Raw genomic sequence first — 16,013 nt, 5'->3', positions numbered from 1 at the left:
GCTATTATAGAATCATGATCATTCGCAAAGCCTACAAATACCGACTCAACACCAACGCAGAGACAGAGCAGTTAATGTCTCAATATGCGGGCAATTGTCGTTACTTGTGGAATAAGGCTTTAAGGTTGAATCTTTACCATCTTGAAAATAAACAACCGATGCTTTGGTACCAGGAACTTGACTGGTTTAGCAAGCTCTGGAAAAAGAGTGATCAATATGGGTTTCTAAAACTGTCACCCGCCCAAACCTTACAACAGACGCTTAAGCAACTGGAACGAGCCTTTAAGGATGCGTTTGACAAAAAGCAACCGTTAAAAAAAATACCCACACCCAAGAAACGAGGTGACAGGGATAGCTTTTCATTACCCCAAGGTTTTAAAATTGAAGGCCGGCGAATTTTCCTACCTAAAATTGGTTGGGTAAATTTCAGAAAGTCCAGAGAGATTGAAGGTACGGCAAAGAATGTGACGGTTTCCCGTCAGGGAAAATATTGGTTTGTCTCTATTCAGGTTGAAATGGAATTACCTGAATCTGTCCACTCGTCATTATCAATGATTGGTGTCGATATGGGTGTGAAACGTCTCTTTACCCTATCAGACGGTGAGTTTGCCGAACCGATAGACGTGAGTTTTTTTAAGGATAAAATCAAACGTCTGCAAAAGAGTTTAGCCAGAAAAATTAAGTTTTCAAACCACTGGCGAAAGCTCAAAGAGAAGATTAACCGACTTCATACCAAAATAGCCAATATTCGTCATGACACCCTGCATAAGCTATCAACTGCACTCAGCAAAAGCCACGCTATGATTGTGCTTGAGAGCTTGCAGATAAAAAACATGACGAAATCAGCGAAAGGTGATATGGAAAACCCTGGAGCAATGGTCAAACAGAAATCAGGCTTGAACCGAGTCATCCTCGAACAGGGCTGGGGGATGTTCAAAACCTTTCTGCAATACAAACAACGTTGGTCTGGCGGTCAAGTGTTGTTTGTCGATCCAAAATACACCAGTCAGACTTGTCCCATGTGCCAACACAGAAGCAAGGACAACCGGAAAACACAATCAGAATTTGAGTGTGTTGTCTGTCATCATAAAAATCATGCTGACGTGATTGGTGCAATCAATGTATTAGAGCGGGGACACCGCTTGTTAGCCTGTGGAGAGACGGGCGTTAGTCTACTCTATGAAGCAGGAACCAGACAACTCAGTAATGAGTTAGAACCTGCTGTAGCTTAAGGCTCTCAGGAATCCCCTTCCTTCAGGCAAGCCGATAAACAAAGGTGTTGATATTTTTGTATAAAAACACCCATATTTGCTCAAAGTAATGAATTTCCAAGTTTAGAAATAGTTTTTAACAATGCTTGTCTTTTGATTTTGTTATCTTCATTATGTGCTACTTCACTTAATGCTGATAACTCTTTATGTTTCTTATTATCTGCATCAAATTCTGGTAAATTCATGTGTTTAAACACATTACCCACTTGAATTGAAATATTATGACTATCAATAAAAGCTTGTACTGTAGAGCTGTTTAGTAAACCACAAAGATAATAGGCTGGCTCTGAATCATAAAAATCAACAAAAAACAATTTGTGGTCGGGAACAAAAACTTTTTGACCACTGATAGGATCGTTACCTTTTGTAATGACTGCCGCTCTAAATGATTTATTGCCAGGCTGTTCAGGCCATACCACTTTAAATGGTGCGAAAGTATAACTGCCAACATTTGAAATACAGAAATAAGGTGCGTGTTCTGTCATTCGTTTGCTATATGTTGATCTTAAAATAAGCTGGTCTTGATAGGTGCTAAAAAATCCTTCACACTTTGGTTTGTCTTCCATGTCATTTTCACAATCTTCTAATAACTGTTTGTATACGTCAAAACTTCCCACGTTGACGTATCATTCCACTTTATTTAAAGGCTGAATTTTTTCAGTCAAATTCCATGGCAACAATTGCTCTAAAGCCTCATCATCATAATGCCTGCCCAGCTTAGGTAACTCAGTCAGAATGTGTGTTAAAAAGGCAAAGGGCTCTAGGTTGTTTGCTTTCGCTGTTTGCACGATTGAATATAAAATAGCACTGGCCTCAGCACCACGAGGATTTTGGTTCATGACCCAGTTTTTGCGCCCAATCACAAAGGGTTTGATCCGCCGCTCTGCCATATTATTATCAATCTGGAGGTTGCCCTCTTCAAGATAGACAGTCAGATACTTCCATTGATTGATCACATAACGAATAGCGACACCCAACTTACTGTCTTTTGTTGTTTTAGTCACTTTATCATCACACCACTTTTTAAAGTCATCCAGTAGTGGTTTGCTTTTTTTCCTGACGGATCAGGTAACGTTGTTCAGCATTGAGCGGTTTGATTTGTTTTTCAATCGCATACAATTTAGCAATTTTACTGATCGCCATTTGTACCATGCCAGGCTTTTTCTGACTGTTCTTGGGTAATGCTTTTAAGGCATCATGGAACTTGCGACGAGCATGTGCCATGCAGCCTAATAAAGTGACTTCACTGTTCTCATTTTCGAATATATGATAACCGGGAAAGCCATCCGTTTGCAGGTAACCTGAAAACCCCGTTAAAAAGGTTTTGGCATGTTGGCCTGCACGAGTAGGCTGATACTCATACAAAACAATGGGACACTTGGAATGATAGCCGCCACTTTGATAGAGCCACATATAAGATTTAGGGCAATTCTCACGTCCATCATGGATCACTCGCATCGTTGTTTCATCGGCCTGGATGATTTTCTGCCTAATGAGATAATACAACAACCGATTATAAAAGGGTTTGAGTAATTCAGCTGATTTAAGCACCCAGTTGGACATACTGGCTCTGGAAAGTGTTATCTTATAGCGTTTAAATATCGCTTCCTGTCGATAGAGAGGCAAGCTGTCTAGGAATTTAGAAACAATGATATAGGCCAGCAGGCTGGGTGATGCAAAACTTCTAGGAATGGGCTGTGCAGGCTTAGGAGCAGTTTTAACGCCTTCCTCACAAGCACGACAGGCATATTTAACCTGAACATGTTCTACAACATATACCTGAGCAGGAACAATTTCCAGTTGCTCTGAGGTCTCTTCACCAATTTCATGCAAGTGATGACCGCAGTCACAGACTTGTTCTGCTTCAGATAACTCATGACGAACAACTTTACGAGGTAGGTCTTTAGGTAAAGGCTTACGACCGGGCTTTTACGCTCATAAGTAATGGTTTCACGGACTTCCGGTGCTTCTTCGGCGAACGTTTCTGCCTCATTAAAGAAGTCGGGGTGGGCTTCTTTTTCACTGGAAGTACCAAACCGTTTGTGTTGCAACAGACGAAATTGTTCCTCATACCAGTCCACTTTTGACTGGAGTTCAAGCACCCTGTTTTTGAGCGTTGGTATCTCTTCTGGTAGTATTTTGTCTGTTGAACTCATGCGTTATATTATACTAAAAATGAGCGTTAAATGCTTGTATTTATTCTGTTTAATGCGCATCTAAAGGGACTTTTTTAGTTGTTTCCAGACCATGAATTTCAGGGTGAGCATGGTGTTGTGTGCAAGATAAACCATCCAGTAACCACTGTAATTCTCTCAGTGTTAACGAAAGAGTGGGTTGTTCTTTTTCCATCGGCCACTGGAATTTCCCTTTTTCAAGTGTACGATAGTAAAGCCAGAAACCATTACGCTCCCAGTACAGTATTTTAAGTTTATCTCGCTGACGATTACAAAAAACAAAGACACTGCCATCAAAGGGATTGTGTTCCAATTGCTCTGAGACAATCAGTGATAGCCCATTGGTTGCTTTTCTCATATCGGTAACACCAGAAACCAGATAAACCTGATTGACTGTGATGCCCGTTATCATGAAACAGTCCTGAGCAAATCCAGAATGGACTTGAGCTGATTCAGGTTCGTATCAGAATTGATTTCCAAACTGAAACCATTGGTATGGCTTACTTTAATTGCATTGCTTGTGGGGGAATTGGCCAGTAAATTAATGGGAATGAGTTGATTGTTGGTGTTGACCTGTTTTGATGAGCTAACATAACCCAACTTCTTTCGATAATAGCTAAAAATATGAGAGGGTATCTTATGTTGTTGACAATAAACTGCCTGGCTTAAGTTACTGGCTTGGCAGGCCTCTATGTGTTGCTTCATCGAAGCATCTTTTGAATGGTTGCTCATTTGTATCTCCAAATTACGAATTGAAGATCATAGTTTGAGCTAACTGAAGCTTATTGTGAACGTGGGTTTTAATTGACGTTTACAACTGTTTTGTGATCCCCTTATTAGGCACCAGTACATATAAATCTTTTTTGATTGAGACATAACATTCCTGTATATCTCCAGCCCCCTTAACTAAAGGATATAGAAAATCAGGTTCTATCCAAAACTTTCTTGCTGGTTTTACTTTTTCATTTCTTCCAAAGTCAGGGCAGGTTTTAATTTGCACCAAATTATTATTTTTATTTGTATCAATAATTTTTACAAAATAAATACCATTTAATTCTGTGGTTATCCTTTTTTCTGCCGTTAACCCAAGTGCTTGCACCAGTGATCTTTTAAATGCTTTAAAACCACCTTTCGGTGTAATAGCCCATGGTGAATCACCTCCCGTAACAGGGGTTGCCTCACACTTATCAATGTCAACTGAATCAAGAGCTTCTTGTTTTGTGAGGTGAGCAGGGATTGCTTTTTTATTTCCTTTAGCCGCTTCCCATATAGCATAGGGTATAGGATATTTTATTGTGTTACCTTTGCATTTTTTAGCAATAAAAATAGCTGTTTTATTGGCTGCATCAGGAAATGGCTTTAAAGCTTTTAGATCATCAATCCCTACAGGTTGAATGATCTGATTATTTCCGATATAAAATGATCGAAAACCTGCTGAAGATGGTGATTGAAAATGAGTTTGCGTGATAACAAATTATAGTGGACCCCGAAAACTGGACAATAGGTTAAGATATAAGAGCTAACCTAACGGGGAACAAAAAAATGAGCACAAAAAGAAAAACATTCAACAACAAATTTAAAGCAAAAGTAGCCATTGAGGCTTTGAAAGGTCAAAAACAGTCGCAGAAATTGCGTCAGAATTTGAAGTGCACACCACCCAGGTCAATAGCTGGAAAAAGCAGATGCTTGATGGTGCAGCCGATACTTTTTCAAAAAAAATTAGAGAATAAAGATGCTGAACATGAAAAGGAAAAAGAACACCTGTACAGCCAAATAGGTCAACTAAAAGTAGAGGCTGACTGGCTGTCAAAAAAGTTGAAGATGTTCAACTGAGTAGAGCAGAAAAGCGGTGTTGCATAGAAAAAGAGCACCCTCAGTTGAGCATCAAAAAACAATGTGAGCTTATCGGCCTGAACCGTTCAAGCTATTACTATCAACCTAAAAAGCCTCTGCAAAATAAAGATTTAACATTAATGAATTTGATTGATGAGTTGTACATAAAACATCCATTCTATGGCAGTCGTCAAATTCGTAATGCATTAAGATTGAAATGTTATAAAATTAATCGTAAAAAGTTCAACGGCTTATGCGGATCATGGGATTGGTTTCAGTGGCACCAAAACCCAATACCAGCAAGCCTTGCAAAGTAAATAACCTCTATCCATATTTGCTCAAAGGAATTGATATTAATAGGAATAACCAGGTTTGGTGCACAGATATCACGTATTTACGGATGCCACATGGATTTGTCTACCTAAGTGCTGTTATGGACTGGAGTAGCCGTTTTGTGCTGTCCTGGGAAGTGTCAACCAGCATGGAAGAAAGCTTTTGTATCAGTAGTCTGGAAACAGCACTGCGACGATATGGAAAGCCAGAAATCTTCAATACGGATCAAGGTGCTCAATATACTAGCAGAGCATTTACAGGTGTTCTAAAGGCCAATGATATAAAAATCAGCATGGACGGCAAAGGCAGAGCAATGGATAACATTATGATTGAACGACTCTGGCGAAGTGTAAAATATGAGGAAATTTACCTCAAGGATTACCAAAGTATTGATGAGCTAAAGAGCTCATTAAAGGAATATTTTGAGTTTTACAACCATGAACGACCACACAGTACACACGGTGGAAAAACGCCTGCAGAGATCTATGGCGTGATGAAAGAAGTTGTTCCAGACTTAAAACGGGCAGCATGATGAGAGGATAATCAACTTTACTGGCAACCGCCTTGTCCACATATCCACAGGCCAAGCCAGTAGCCCTGAGATATATCGCAAGCGTCTCTGGACTACTGGCAGACCTGTGGATATGTGGATAAGACTAATACTATAAATAACCAACAGAATTATATCTTAATATTTGAGAAAGCTGTCTTGACAATGGGGTCCACTGTAAATGCTAAAATTCCGTCTTCATCTTTGAGCCATTTATCTGCAACGGTATAGGTGATCATTCCTGATATATCAAGTTCATTTCCACCATGAAATTTTGTTTTTGAGAAAATTCCATAATGATCACAGGTTGGCTTTATACGTTCACGGTATAATTCGGGTAATTTTGACCATCCCCAAGGTGGATTACCAACAACCACATCAAACTTTCCTGCAATAGCAGACCAGAAGAAATTACGCACTATACGAAACCAGATACCATTCCAGTTTCTTTCATGTAAATCCAGAATTTTTTCATAAGTATGCTTGAGTGGTGATCTCCATTCTTTCATTTCATTGGATGTAATTAATTTTTTTTGTATTAATTTTTTTTTCTGTCTCACGCCACTGAGTACTTTTTGAAACTAAATTATCCATTAGTAAAAATACGGAATCTAAACGACTTCTATCAAAAGCCAATTCTGAAGGCAATAAAATTTCAAGATCGGCTACTTCACTACCAATTTTATAAGAGACAATCAATTCATCTTTTTAGGATTTCGAGCTGGGGAATACACTGCATCCGCTAAAAGAATCGGTATTTCTATATCTGTTCCTTTGTTATTGTCTAATAAATCAGAAATAGCGATTAATATATTCACTCGGGCAGTCTGGACTGCTAAAGGATTTAAATCAAAGCCCCAGACATTGTTTATGATGTGTTTTAACACTTCTAAATCACCCCACCCATCATCTGTTGCTTGTATTTTTATTTTCCTGATTAAAGCCAGTAAGAAAGAAGCTGAACCACATGTTGGATCAAGAAATCGTTGAGTTAAAAAATTTTTTACATTGATTCTATCCAGAGTGACTTCAACCAACCATTCTGGTGTATAAAATTCACCCAGACTTTTTCGTAGCTCATTTGGCACGAGATCTTGATAAAACGACTTAAGAACATCTTTTGAACGTGCGGAAGTTAATTTATCCGCTCTATACATGGAGAATGAAAGCAAAATACCTTTTAATCCATCAATTATTTTGGCTTGATGTTGTTTCAATCTTGCAACATCAAGATACCAACTGAAAATAACTTCTTCTCCAAACCCATTTATTCCAGCACCAGAAAAGAAATTACCCTGTTCAATTTCATATTCCATTCGGTCAATTAATAATTGACCATCAAGGCTGACTGAGTTTCTCTGATAAATCCTTTATAAGTGGTTAGTGCATGTTCGGCAACAACTTCTGCACCAAGAATTTTTATCAAAAGAGAGTTGTAAGTATGTATGACAAAAAGTGCAACAGGGATCTTCAATTCTTCAGACTTTTTTTGTTCAGAGAAATTGACTTGAAATCCAATATTATCAAGAATCCCATTCACTTGGCTGATGGAAAGATTTGATGTTTGTCCATAAAGAGCTTTCCACTCTTCAAAGATCATTTTATTTTATTATTATTTTTCTTTTCCAGTCGCTCTGATAATGCGTCAGATAAAGCCTGTAACATATTACAGCCAGCATCAGAACTATGACCAAAATCAGTGATTAGATTTTCTGATGTAACAGGAACCCATTTACAATCAGTCAGAGCCTTAACTATCAAAGATACACTGGATTCACTTAATGGTAATAATGCATCATGAACTATTTTTCCTCGGCTGTACCGTGCAAATGCAATATGCTCTGCATCGGTAACTATTCCAATATAATCCTCATTGTCGAGGGATTCGAGTTTAGCACGAGTCGGGATATATTTTTTAAGCGATCAAACACCGCATTTTTAAATGCAGAACTGGAAGTACTGCCATTAAATAAGCCCTTATCCTTAAATTCAATAATAACTCTGTTATAACTGGCATCAACTCTTTGCCTCTCCATTTGAAAAGGAATATTTAAAGCATCACCAATAATCTTTATCCATCCCTGGCGTACTTCTGTTTCATTGAGCCAGTTACCTTTGTCTTTCTTAAGTTGTTTGAAAATTGTTTTATTCATAATGGCTCATAGTTAATTAGGTGAAAAATAAATGATGTCTTCTGGACTAACAATGCCTTTTGCCAGACCTAAACGCATAGCGGGTGTTTTTTTGTCTTTTCCTGCAATACAATAATTATAATAAACTCGGAATATATCGAGTAACTTAACAATGTTCTTTGGGTTGTAAGCAGAATACCCATACCACCTTCTGCCAGAACTGCTGGCAGATGAAATAGCTCGCTCTAATAATGATAATCTACGTCTAACCTGCATAAAAAAATTATCAATCCCATGCATGGAGGCTTTGTTATATAACCATGCCTGATGGTCTTCATCATAGTCACCATAATCAGTAAGATAACAAATCGCTTTTTCTGGTTCAGACATATTAGGAAAAGGGTGTAAAAGCCATTTATCTTTCCAGTTTCCAATTTCCTGCATGTTTTCTAATCGATCTTTTATTATTTTTAATTTTATTTTATTTTTTGATAAATCAGGGTGTTCTTTTGCTGATCTGAAAAATAGTTCCTGGAATCATTTAAAGTTCTCCGCTTTTCATCAACAGTTAAATCCTTTGTTATTCGAACATAAAAAGCATCACAGCTTCTATTTTTTATTTCGTTATGGAAAGCTGTTAAGCAGGTTGCTCTCATTCCAGAATCTTGATCTAAAAAGAATCTGATTTTTTCAACACCACTGAACAATTTATGTATAAAAAAGAAATGTCCATACATCGTATATTCAGAATGGATCTGCATTCCATTTTGAGGCAATTTTTGTACTTGATAGAGAGCTTCTGATTCTTCTATATCATCACGAGAAATTGCATCCTTGTATGTTGCTGATATATCGGCACTTAAAGATGATCCATTTGTCTTTTGGATCTTGAATTTTTCACACTCTCTTTATAATCACCATTCAACCAGAATCTTGCATGTTTTCGATAGGCGTATTGGGCATTATAATCATTAACAGATAAAGCATTTTCTTCTATTTCAATAGGGCTAATACAAGGATCATAGTTTAAATTCATTTGAAATACGTAGCCCGTTTCATTGTCAGCACTACCGATTGCTGAAAGTTTAATATTTCGTTTATCTTCTCGTCTTGTCCAATTAACAATATATTCCTTGATGTGTTTTAGTTTCTCATGTTAACTTTAAACAGATGAAGAGAAAGGGCTTTGCCCTCTGGAACGATAGAGCCGTTCCATTCACCCAAGGTATTTTCACAACGGTAATGATCCTGTTACAATATCTTCACGGCACAGGCTGAGGAGCCGATGGCCGTCAACGGTAATGGGCGGCATTTATGTCGCCTTTTACCCCTCTTCAATCAATCGATTTAAGCTATTTCCTGCTGTATTTCATAATCGACTGGTGACAAATAATCATTAGCCGAATGAAGTCGCTCCCGATTATAAAATACCTCAATATATTCAAATATTGCCTGCTTTGCTTCTACTCTGGTTTTGAATCGACAATGGTGCGTCAATTCAGTTTTCAAACTATGAAAGAAGCTCTCTGATACAGCATTGTCCCAGCAATTTCCTTTGCGGCTCATAGACTGAATTATGTTATGATCCGACAATATTTTTCTATGACTATCAGAGGCATATTGGCTACCTCGGTCAGTATGCCAAAGCAATCCATCCATTGGTTTACGCTTCCATATGGCCATCAGTAAAGCATCATTGACTAGCTTGGCTTTCATTCGCTCATCCATCGACCAGCCAACAATTTGCCTAGAGAATAAGTCAATGACAACCGCTAAATATAACCAGCCTTCCTTGGTGGCAATATAGGTAATATCACCCACATAGTAGCGATCAGGTTGAGAGACAGTAAACTCTCTTTCCAGTAAATTTGGAGATATACGCTTATTATGCTTGGAATTAGTCGTCGCTTTAAAGCGTCTCTTCGTTTTACAAAACAAACCGGCTTTTTTCATTAATCGACCAATTCTCCGGCGGCTTATATGAACGCCTTTTTCAGCCAGTTTTCTTTTAAGACGACGGGTTCCATAAGTCTTGCGACTGTCTTCAAACAGTTTTTTAGCTGCTCAGTAAGCGCTTCATTTTCTTTCTCTCTATCCGTTTTAGGAGAGCTAACCCAATCATAATAGCAACTACGGGAAACATCCATAAAACGGCACAGAATCGTTACCGGGTAATCTTTAGCCTGATCAGTTATCCATGCGTACTTCACAAAGTTTCCCTTGCAAAGTACGCTGTGGCCTTTTTAATAAATCACGCTCCTGAATCACTTTTGCCAATTCTTTTTTCAGACGTTTTACTTCATCATAAATGTGTTCATCACTTCTATTGGCTACCGTCTTCACCGGTTTGGAATATTTACTGATCCAGGTATGTAGAGTATTTACATTAACACCTAGCTCCCTGGCAGTCTGAGAAACGGGTTGATCCGTCTCATTAGCTAATTTGACAGCTGATTCTTTAAATTCTGATGTATAGCTTTTATTCGGTTTTTTTGTTTGATCATTCATTTTAGGTCACACTTTTTATCTTTTAGTTATTTTAAGTTGTGTGTCCGGTTAAGTATAGCCACATTACCTGTCTATCCACGCTAACATAAAGTCGCTTTATATTGCTTTTAATTAACCTCTGTTCTCTTTCTGATACAAAGGTCATGCACTGTTTATGCAGAAAATCAATTTTTGCATAAACAGTCGCCATACCAACATCAGCAACTTCACAGATTCGCCTTAAAGGGGATTTATTCATTAGAAGTTTGAAAATAAGATTGTTTTTATGAGGCTGTTTTTGACCAGTTGTAGATTGTTTAACTGAAAATGTTTTCTTACAAGACTTGCATCGATAACGACTAGAACCTGATTTTGTTTTCCCAAAAGACTGGTAAAATTCTTTTCCTAACTTAATACTAATGAGATTATTTTTACATGAATTATCAGGGCATGACACCTCTGGAGTTTCTTTTAAATATTCTTCAATTCGCTGTAATTCATCCCAAATTCCTTGATTGCTCTTAACTGGGAATAACTCATTACAAGACTTGCAAATCAGTTTAGTAACTGGCTTTCGACTACCACTTGATAATTTGTAGCAGTCTTTTTGTGATTTATGGAGTTTAACTTGGCTTTCTGTGCTGGCAGGAACACCATAATTTTGGCACAATGGATTTTTGCAAAAATTAACCTGAATATCGTTAATTTCAACTGGAATTCTTGGTTGTTTTATATCAGAAGATATTTTATCCATTTAGATATCCCCTTAAATGTTGATTTTACAAGAATAATAGCTTAATTTATCGCATTTATCAACACCTTTATTTATCGGCTTGTCCTTCAGGTGGGGTAGGATGTCAAGGTAGCGAAAACGCTTAGGGTGTAATTTGGATAGTGGCCATGTCAGGTATCACCTTGTGAAGAGATGCAAATGATGATTATGGCTAAAAATAATAGAGTCGCAGTGTGCTATGAAAAAATGAGCTTAGCCTTTGTTTAAATCAGTTTCTAAAATAGGCGGAACCACTGCTTCTCGTTTGTCGCATTATTGGAAGGTCATTTTAGGCTTTGCTCTGGTGCTGATGACGCTTGTCGCTTTAGGTCTATGGGTGTTGTCGTCTGCTATTCAGTTGATGCCGTTGGTTTCTTCTACGGATACGATTAATGCTGAGTCTGCAACACAGGCAAAGGCATTGGTTAAGCGCACACTCGATCTGATAGCAAATGCAGAGAAGCCGGTTTCTCTGACCGCGACAGCGGAAGAGCTGAATGGCGTGCTGGCTTTAGCTTCTCGTGCGATTCCACGGCTGAAGGGGCGGATGAATGTTACCCGTTTTGGCATCTTAGCGGCTCTGTCTATAACTTTGCCCGAGAATCCATTTGGTTATTACCTGAATTTATCGGCGCAAATTAATCCCTCTCAAGCGGGGCTGGACATTGAGTCTGTGTCGATTGGTGAGCTGTCTGTTTCAGGGGAAACATCGATTACCGTATTACGTTTATTATTGGATTGGGTTATGGGGGATAAACAGGGGACTTTTTTTTTAAACTCAGTTGAAAGTTTGTCTTTGGAACGTAGTCAGATGACTTTAGGTATTAATGCTTCTTCAGCCATGAAACGTCGTGTTGAAATTGTCCGCCAACGCTTGAAAGGCTTTCGGGATGAGGTGGCTTTGTTTGGTGATCCTAAAAAAATTGGTCATTATTATGAGTATCTATTAGGACTGAGTCAAGTTTATCAGGATTCAGAAGTCGTTTCTTTGGCACTGTATTTAAGCCCCTTATTTGAAGAAGCTCATCGCCTGACTGAGTCGGGCAAGTCGGATGTCGAAAATCAGGCGGCTATTTTGGCCTTGGCGATATTTCTGGGGAGCTATAAGTTCAATTCTTTTCTGGGTATGGAAAAAACTAATTATATGCGTCTGCACCGACCACCCAAGCATCATGTTGTATTAGCTGAGCGACGGGATTTGCGTTTGCATTTTATTTATTCAACGGCATTAAAGTTAATGGGCGATCAGGGCAGTAGTTTGGCAATTGGTGAATTCAAAGAGTTGTTAGATTCGGATTATAAGGGTAGTGGCTTCAGCTTTGTGGATTTGGCGGCCGATCGTGCTGGTGTTCGTTTGGCCAGTATGGCCATGGATAAAAATGGAGGGGCATGGAGGCTACAAAGGCTTATGGCGGCAGAGGCATCTGAAGCAATATTTTTTCCTGATATTTCGGCACTTCCGGAAGGTTTAACGAAAGATGAGTTCAAATTACGCTATGGTGATGTGAATGCTGAACCTTATAAGCAGATGGTGAGTGAAATTGATCGTCGTTTAGATGCTCTGCTGTTATATCGCTAGCGATATTTAATTTAAACCGCAATATGAGAGTTGAATAATAGATGATTGAATCCAAAGCAAAACTTATTAAATTGTTGATTTTTGATGTTGATGGCGTGTTAACGGATGGCATGCTGAATTATGGTCCTGATGGCGAGTTATTTAAGCGTTTTAATGTTAAAGATGGGGTAGGGATTAAGTTGCTGCAACAGCAGGGAATTACGGTTGCGGTGATCACGGCTAAAGATTCACAGCCCTTGAAAAAAAGAATGAGTGATTTATCAGTGACGCATTTTTATCCTGCCTGCAATGACAAGGCGCAAGCTTTTGCTGAGTTGCTAACGATTCTATCATTAGAACCTGAACAGGCCGCCTATGTTGGCGATGATGTCATTGATTTGCCCGTGATGTCACAAGTTGGTTTGTCTATTGCGGTGCAAGACGCCCACAATTATGTCAAAAAACAAGCAGATTACATCACCATTGCCGGTGGGGGGGAAGGCGTTGCAAGAGAAGTCGCAGATTTAATCCTCGATGCCCAGTTCGACCTAGACGAATTATATTCAACCCCCCGTAGGGGCGGACCTACGTGTCCGCCCTTTAAATGACCGCCCACAATTCCCCCCTGAATTCAACACCAGCCCCGTAGGGGCGGACCTATGTGTCCGCCCTTTAAATGACCGCCCCACAATTCATCCTGAATTCAACACCAGCCCCGTAGGGGCGGACCTATGTGTCCGCCCTTTAAATGACCGCCCCACAATTCCCCCTGCATTCAACACCACCACCCGTAGGGGCGGACCAATATGTCCGCCCTTTAAATGACCGCCCCAAAATTCATCCTGAATTCAACACCACCCGGGCAGACACATAGGTCTGCCCCTACGGTCTGCCCCTACGGTCTGCCCCTACGGGTTGGAACGGTTCGGAACAGGTGGAACGGGTTGGAACGGGTCGGAACGATTTGGAACGGGTTCGGAACAGGTCGGAACAGGTCGGTACAATATACCGATGCGACACGCAAGGCGGTGCGGTATATCACATAAATCCCGAAAATTATTTCATATAACGTATAATGGGAAATCATCCATAAACAAAACTAAAATTTATGAATAACAAGCCCGATTTTAAAATTGTTATCCCCGCTCGCTATGCTTCTTCCCGTCTGCCAGGCAAGCCCTTAAAAATCATTGCAGGCAAACCAATGATTCAACACACCTATGAGCGTGCCTTACAAAGTCAGGCAAGCGAGGTGGTGATTGCCACAGATGATCAGCGAATCGTCGATGCTGCCAAACAATTCACTAATGATATTGTAATGACCTCATCGGATCATGCCTCAGGCACAGAACGTCTGGCTGAGGTGCTACAATTAAAAAACTGGGCTGAGCAAAGTATCATTGTTAATGTGCAAGGCGATGAACCATTGGTATCACCCATGCACATTAACTTGGTCGCAGAGTCTTTAAAAAATAATCGTAAGGCCGGCATGTCCACTCTGGCGACACCGATTGAAATGCAGGAAGAAGCATTTGACCCCAATATTGTAAAAGTCGTCATGGATCATCAAGGCTATGCCTTATATTTTTCTCGTGCCGTTATCCCCTGGGCTAGAGATGATTTTAAAATGACAGATGCGTCCCAACAAAGTATTAAGAAATTACCAGAAGAAAGTCACTGGTATCGGCATATTGGCATGTATGCCTATCGAGGAACTGCCTTAAAGCAATATATTATGCTTGAGCCTTGTGAGTTGGAAAAAACAGAGTCACTAGAACAATTACGGCTACTGTATAATGGTATTGGGATCCATGTCTCTATCGTGCGTGATGAGCCAGGGCATGGGGTTGATGTCGCTGCCGATATTGATAAAGTAGAACAAATAATAATGGGAAACTCCTGATAAATGAGCGATGTGAACAGTGACAAGCAATCAGCAATGCTACAGATCGCCAAAGAATCTTTAACTGAGCAGGCTAAGGCATTAATTAATATGTCAGCGGGCTTGGGTGATGAGTTTTTTAAAGCGGTGACGATGATTTTGCAAACGAAGGGACGAGTCGTTGTTTGCGGTATGGGCAAGTCCGGTTTGGTCGGAAAGAAAATGATGGCCACTTTTGCCTCTACAGGCACCCCGAGCTTTTTTATGCACCCAGCAGAAGCTTTTCATGGTGATTTGGGAATGTTAACCCGTGACGACCTCTTAGTTTTGATTTCTTATAGCGGTGAAACAGAAGAAATTATTAACTTATTACCCTCGGTGAAGCATTTTGGCAATGAAATTATTTCTATTGTCGGCAATGTAGAATCGACCATGGCACAGCATTCTGATGTAATTTTGAGTGTCAAGGTTGAGCGTGAAGTCTGCCCCAATAATTTAGCCCCCACCACATCGACGCTGGCAACGATGGGCATGGGCGATGCACTGGCGGTTGCTTTGATTAAGGCGCGTAATTTTCAGGCTGAAGATTTTGCCCGCTATCACCCCGGTGGCAGTTTAGGACGACGTTTGCTGACGAAAGTGAGCAATGTGATGCATAGCAATAATCTACCATTAGTGAGTCAAGAGACATCGCTAGGTGAGTCGGTTTTGGCTATTAGTGAAGGACGCTTGGGCTTGGTGGTGATTGTCGATGATCAAAAAGTCATTGGTATCGTCACGGATGGTGATTTACGCCGTGCGCTAGTGAATAAAGTGGATATGAACCAAGCCAGTATTGGGGAGATCATGACTAAAAATCCGATCACTATTAATGATGACATGATGCTAGTCGATGCAGAGTCATTAATGCTGAAGAAAAAGATCAAAGCACTCATCGTGACTGATAATGATAACCATATTACCGGTATCCTGGAAATATTCGATTGCTAACGTAGGCTGGGCATGGCCTTATCTGCCCACC

At 39.7% G+C, this 16,013-nt stretch carries 19 protein-coding genes and 3 pseudogenes; 6 read left to right on the top strand and 16 right to left on the bottom strand.

Translation table 11 applies throughout. The features are described from left to right. Positions 1-14: 14 nt before the first annotated feature. Positions 15-1,232 carry an RNA-guided endonuclease InsQ/TnpB family protein gene (locus JEU79_RS01075; protein WP_198262607.1) on the top strand — a complete coding sequence of 406 codons (1,218 nt, stop codon included), beginning with the start codon at positions 15-17 and terminating at the stop codon, positions 1,230-1,232. A gap of 80 nt (positions 1,233-1,312) precedes the next feature. Here the strand turns inward: JEU79_RS01075 and JEU79_RS01070 are convergent, their stop codons facing one another. The 5 genes and pseudogenes from JEU79_RS01070 to JEU79_RS01040 form a co-directional block, all read right to left on the bottom strand. Continuing rightward, on the bottom strand, positions 1,313-1,888 hold the full coding sequence (locus tag JEU79_RS01070) for a hypothetical protein (RefSeq protein WP_198262606.1): 576 nt from the start codon (positions 1,886-1,888) through the stop codon (positions 1,313-1,315). 9 nt (positions 1,889-1,897) lie between these two features. Then, positions 1,898-3,427 (bottom strand): annotated as a pseudogene (tnpC, locus tag JEU79_RS28240) (IS66 family transposase). Positions 3,428-3,476: 49 nt separating this feature from the next. Beyond that, entirely contained in the window at positions 3,477-3,857 is a 381-nt protein-coding gene (gene tnpB / locus JEU79_RS01050) for an IS66 family insertion sequence element accessory protein TnpB (protein ID WP_198262603.1), read from the bottom strand. Beyond that, complete coding sequence (gene tnpA, locus JEU79_RS01045; RefSeq protein WP_198262602.1) at positions 3,854-4,177, bottom strand: IS66 family insertion sequence element accessory protein TnpA; 324 nt, start codon at positions 4,175-4,177, stop codon at positions 3,854-3,856. Before tnpA ends, tnpB begins: the two co-directional genes overlap by 4 nt. Before the next feature lie 79 nt (positions 4,178-4,256). After that, entirely contained in the window at positions 4,257-4,544 is a 288-nt protein-coding gene (locus JEU79_RS01040; protein ID WP_198262601.1) for a hypothetical protein, read from the bottom strand. Positions 4,545-4,987: 443 nt separating this feature from the next. On the opposite strand from JEU79_RS01040, the pseudogene JEU79_RS01035 reads away from it, so the two are divergent. Next, positions 4,988-6,143, top strand: a pseudogene (locus JEU79_RS01035) (IS3 family transposase). A gap of 149 nt (positions 6,144-6,292) precedes the next feature. Here JEU79_RS01035 and JEU79_RS01030 read toward each other — a convergent pair. The 11 genes and pseudogenes from JEU79_RS01030 to JEU79_RS00980 form a co-directional block, all read right to left on the bottom strand. After that, positions 6,293-6,670, bottom strand: coding sequence for an Eco57I restriction-modification methylase domain-containing protein (locus JEU79_RS01030; RefSeq protein ID WP_198262600.1), 378 nt, complete (start codon positions 6,668-6,670; stop codon positions 6,293-6,295). A 1-nt stretch (position 6,671) separates the two neighbouring features. Further along, complete coding sequence (locus JEU79_RS01025) at positions 6,672-6,860, bottom strand: hypothetical protein (protein WP_198262599.1); 189 nt, start codon at positions 6,858-6,860, stop codon at positions 6,672-6,674. Next, a complete protein-coding gene (locus tag JEU79_RS01020) occupies positions 6,857-7,477 on the bottom strand; it encodes an N-6 DNA methylase (RefSeq protein ID WP_198262598.1) in 621 nt (206 codons plus the stop codon). The genes JEU79_RS01025 and JEU79_RS01020 overlap by 4 nt, the downstream gene beginning before the upstream one ends. Before the next feature lie 8 nt (positions 7,478-7,485). After that, positions 7,486-7,761: a hypothetical protein gene (locus JEU79_RS01015; RefSeq protein WP_198262597.1), complete on the bottom strand. Its 276-nt coding sequence runs from the start codon at positions 7,759-7,761 to the stop codon at positions 7,486-7,488. Further along, entirely contained in the window at positions 7,758-7,922 is a 165-nt protein-coding gene (locus JEU79_RS01010) for a hypothetical protein (RefSeq protein ID WP_198262596.1), read from the bottom strand. Before JEU79_RS01010 ends, JEU79_RS01015 begins: the two co-directional genes overlap by 4 nt. A 92-nt stretch (positions 7,923-8,014) precedes the next feature. Further along, entirely contained in the window at positions 8,015-8,314 is a 300-nt protein-coding gene (locus tag JEU79_RS01005) for a hypothetical protein (RefSeq protein ID WP_198262483.1), read from the bottom strand. A gap of 12 nt (positions 8,315-8,326) precedes the next feature. After that, on the bottom strand, positions 8,327-8,737 hold the full coding sequence (locus tag JEU79_RS01000; RefSeq protein WP_198262595.1) for a hypothetical protein: 411 nt from the start codon (positions 8,735-8,737) through the stop codon (positions 8,327-8,329). Between the two features lie 32 nt (positions 8,738-8,769). After that, the gene (locus JEU79_RS00995) at positions 8,770-9,030 is read right to left on the bottom strand and encodes a hypothetical protein (protein WP_214660466.1); all 261 of its coding nucleotides are present in this window, start codon (positions 9,028-9,030) and stop codon (positions 8,770-8,772) included. A gap of 122 nt (positions 9,031-9,152) precedes the next feature. Continuing rightward, on the bottom strand, positions 9,153-9,329 hold the full coding sequence (locus JEU79_RS00990) for a hypothetical protein (RefSeq protein ID WP_198262593.1): 177 nt from the start codon (positions 9,327-9,329) through the stop codon (positions 9,153-9,155). Positions 9,330-9,640: 311 nt separating this feature from the next. Next, positions 9,641-10,801, bottom strand: a pseudogene (locus tag JEU79_RS00985) (IS3 family transposase). A 31-nt stretch (positions 10,802-10,832) separates the two neighbouring features. Further along, a complete protein-coding gene (locus JEU79_RS00980; protein ID WP_198262592.1) occupies positions 10,833-11,534 on the bottom strand; it encodes an IS1 family transposase in 702 nt (233 codons plus the stop codon). Positions 11,535-11,772: 238 nt separating this feature from the next. Here JEU79_RS00980 and JEU79_RS00975 point away from each other — a divergent pair, with 238 nt between their 5' ends. The 4 genes from JEU79_RS00975 (at position 11,773) to JEU79_RS00960 (ending at position 15,982) form a co-directional block, all read left to right on the top strand. Further along, a complete protein-coding gene (locus tag JEU79_RS00975) occupies positions 11,773-13,131 on the top strand; it encodes a YfiM family lipoprotein (protein ID WP_198262591.1) in 1,359 nt (452 codons plus the stop codon). A 41-nt stretch (positions 13,132-13,172) separates the two neighbouring features. Next, positions 13,173-13,718: a KdsC family phosphatase gene (locus tag JEU79_RS00970; protein ID WP_198262590.1), complete on the top strand. Its 546-nt coding sequence runs from the start codon at positions 13,173-13,175 to the stop codon at positions 13,716-13,718. 500 nt (positions 13,719-14,218) lie between these two features. Further along, positions 14,219-15,013, top strand: a complete 795-nt coding sequence (gene kdsB / locus JEU79_RS00965; protein WP_198262589.1) for a 3-deoxy-manno-octulosonate cytidylyltransferase — start codon at positions 14,219-14,221, stop codon at positions 15,011-15,013. A 3-nt stretch (positions 15,014-15,016) separates the two neighbouring features. Then, the gene (locus JEU79_RS00960; RefSeq protein ID WP_198262588.1) at positions 15,017-15,982 is read left to right on the top strand and encodes a KpsF/GutQ family sugar-phosphate isomerase; all 966 of its coding nucleotides are present in this window, start codon (positions 15,017-15,019) and stop codon (positions 15,980-15,982) included. The last annotated feature ends 31 nt before the right edge of the window (positions 15,983-16,013 follow it).

This window comes from sulfur-oxidizing endosymbiont of Gigantopelta aegis, from assembly GCF_016097415.1.
GTDB lineage: Bacteria > Pseudomonadota > Gammaproteobacteria > GRL18 > GRL18 > GRL18.
The sequence above is the reverse complement of the archived record's forward strand: the minus strand, read 5'-3'. Positions and strand labels throughout refer to the sequence as shown.

Excerpts from the sequence above, each read along its gene's own strand:
- JEU79_RS00960 (WP_198262588.1), top strand. The coding sequence starts at position 15,017 with ATGAGCGATGTGAACAGTGACAAGCAATCAGCAATGCTACAGATCGCC.
- JEU79_RS01075 (WP_198262607.1), top strand. The coding sequence starts at position 15 with ATGATCATTCGCAAAGCCTACAAATACCGACTCAACACCAACGCAGAG.
- JEU79_RS00970 (WP_198262590.1), top strand. The coding sequence starts at position 13,173 with ATGATTGAATCCAAAGCAAAACTTATTAAATTGTTGATTTTTGATGTT.
- kdsB (WP_198262589.1), top strand. The coding sequence starts at position 14,219 with ATGAATAACAAGCCCGATTTTAAAATTGTTATCCCCGCTCGCTATGCT.
- JEU79_RS00980 (WP_198262592.1), bottom strand. The coding sequence starts at position 11,534 with ATGGATAAAATATCTTCTGATATAAAACAACCAAGAATTCCAGTTGAA.
- tnpA (WP_198262602.1), bottom strand. The coding sequence starts at position 4,177 with ATGAGCAACCATTCAAAAGATGCTTCGATGAAGCAACACATAGAGGCC.
- JEU79_RS01030 (WP_198262600.1), bottom strand. The coding sequence starts at position 6,670 with ATGAAAGAATGGAGATCACCACTCAAGCATACTTATGAAAAAATTCTG.
- tnpB (WP_198262603.1), bottom strand. The coding sequence starts at position 3,857 with ATGATAACGGGCATCACAGTCAATCAGGTTTATCTGGTTTCTGGTGTT.
- JEU79_RS01015 (WP_198262597.1), bottom strand. The coding sequence starts at position 7,761 with ATGATCTTTGAAGAGTGGAAAGCTCTTTATGGACAAACATCAAATCTT.
- JEU79_RS00990 (WP_198262593.1), bottom strand. The coding sequence starts at position 9,329 with ATGAATTTAAACTATGATCCTTGTATTAGCCCTATTGAAATAGAAGAA.
- JEU79_RS00995 (WP_214660466.1), bottom strand. The coding sequence starts at position 9,030 with ATGTATGGACATTTCTTTTTTATACATAAATTGTTCAGTGGTGTTGAA.
- JEU79_RS01020 (WP_198262598.1), bottom strand. The coding sequence starts at position 7,477 with ATGGAATATGAAATTGAACAGGGTAATTTCTTTTCTGGTGCTGGAATA.
- JEU79_RS01005 (WP_198262483.1), bottom strand. The coding sequence starts at position 8,314 with ATGAATAAAACAATTTTCAAACAACTTAAGAAAGACAAAGGTAACTGG.
- JEU79_RS01000 (WP_198262595.1), bottom strand. The coding sequence starts at position 8,737 with ATGCAGGAAATTGGAAACTGGAAAGATAAATGGCTTTTACACCCTTTT.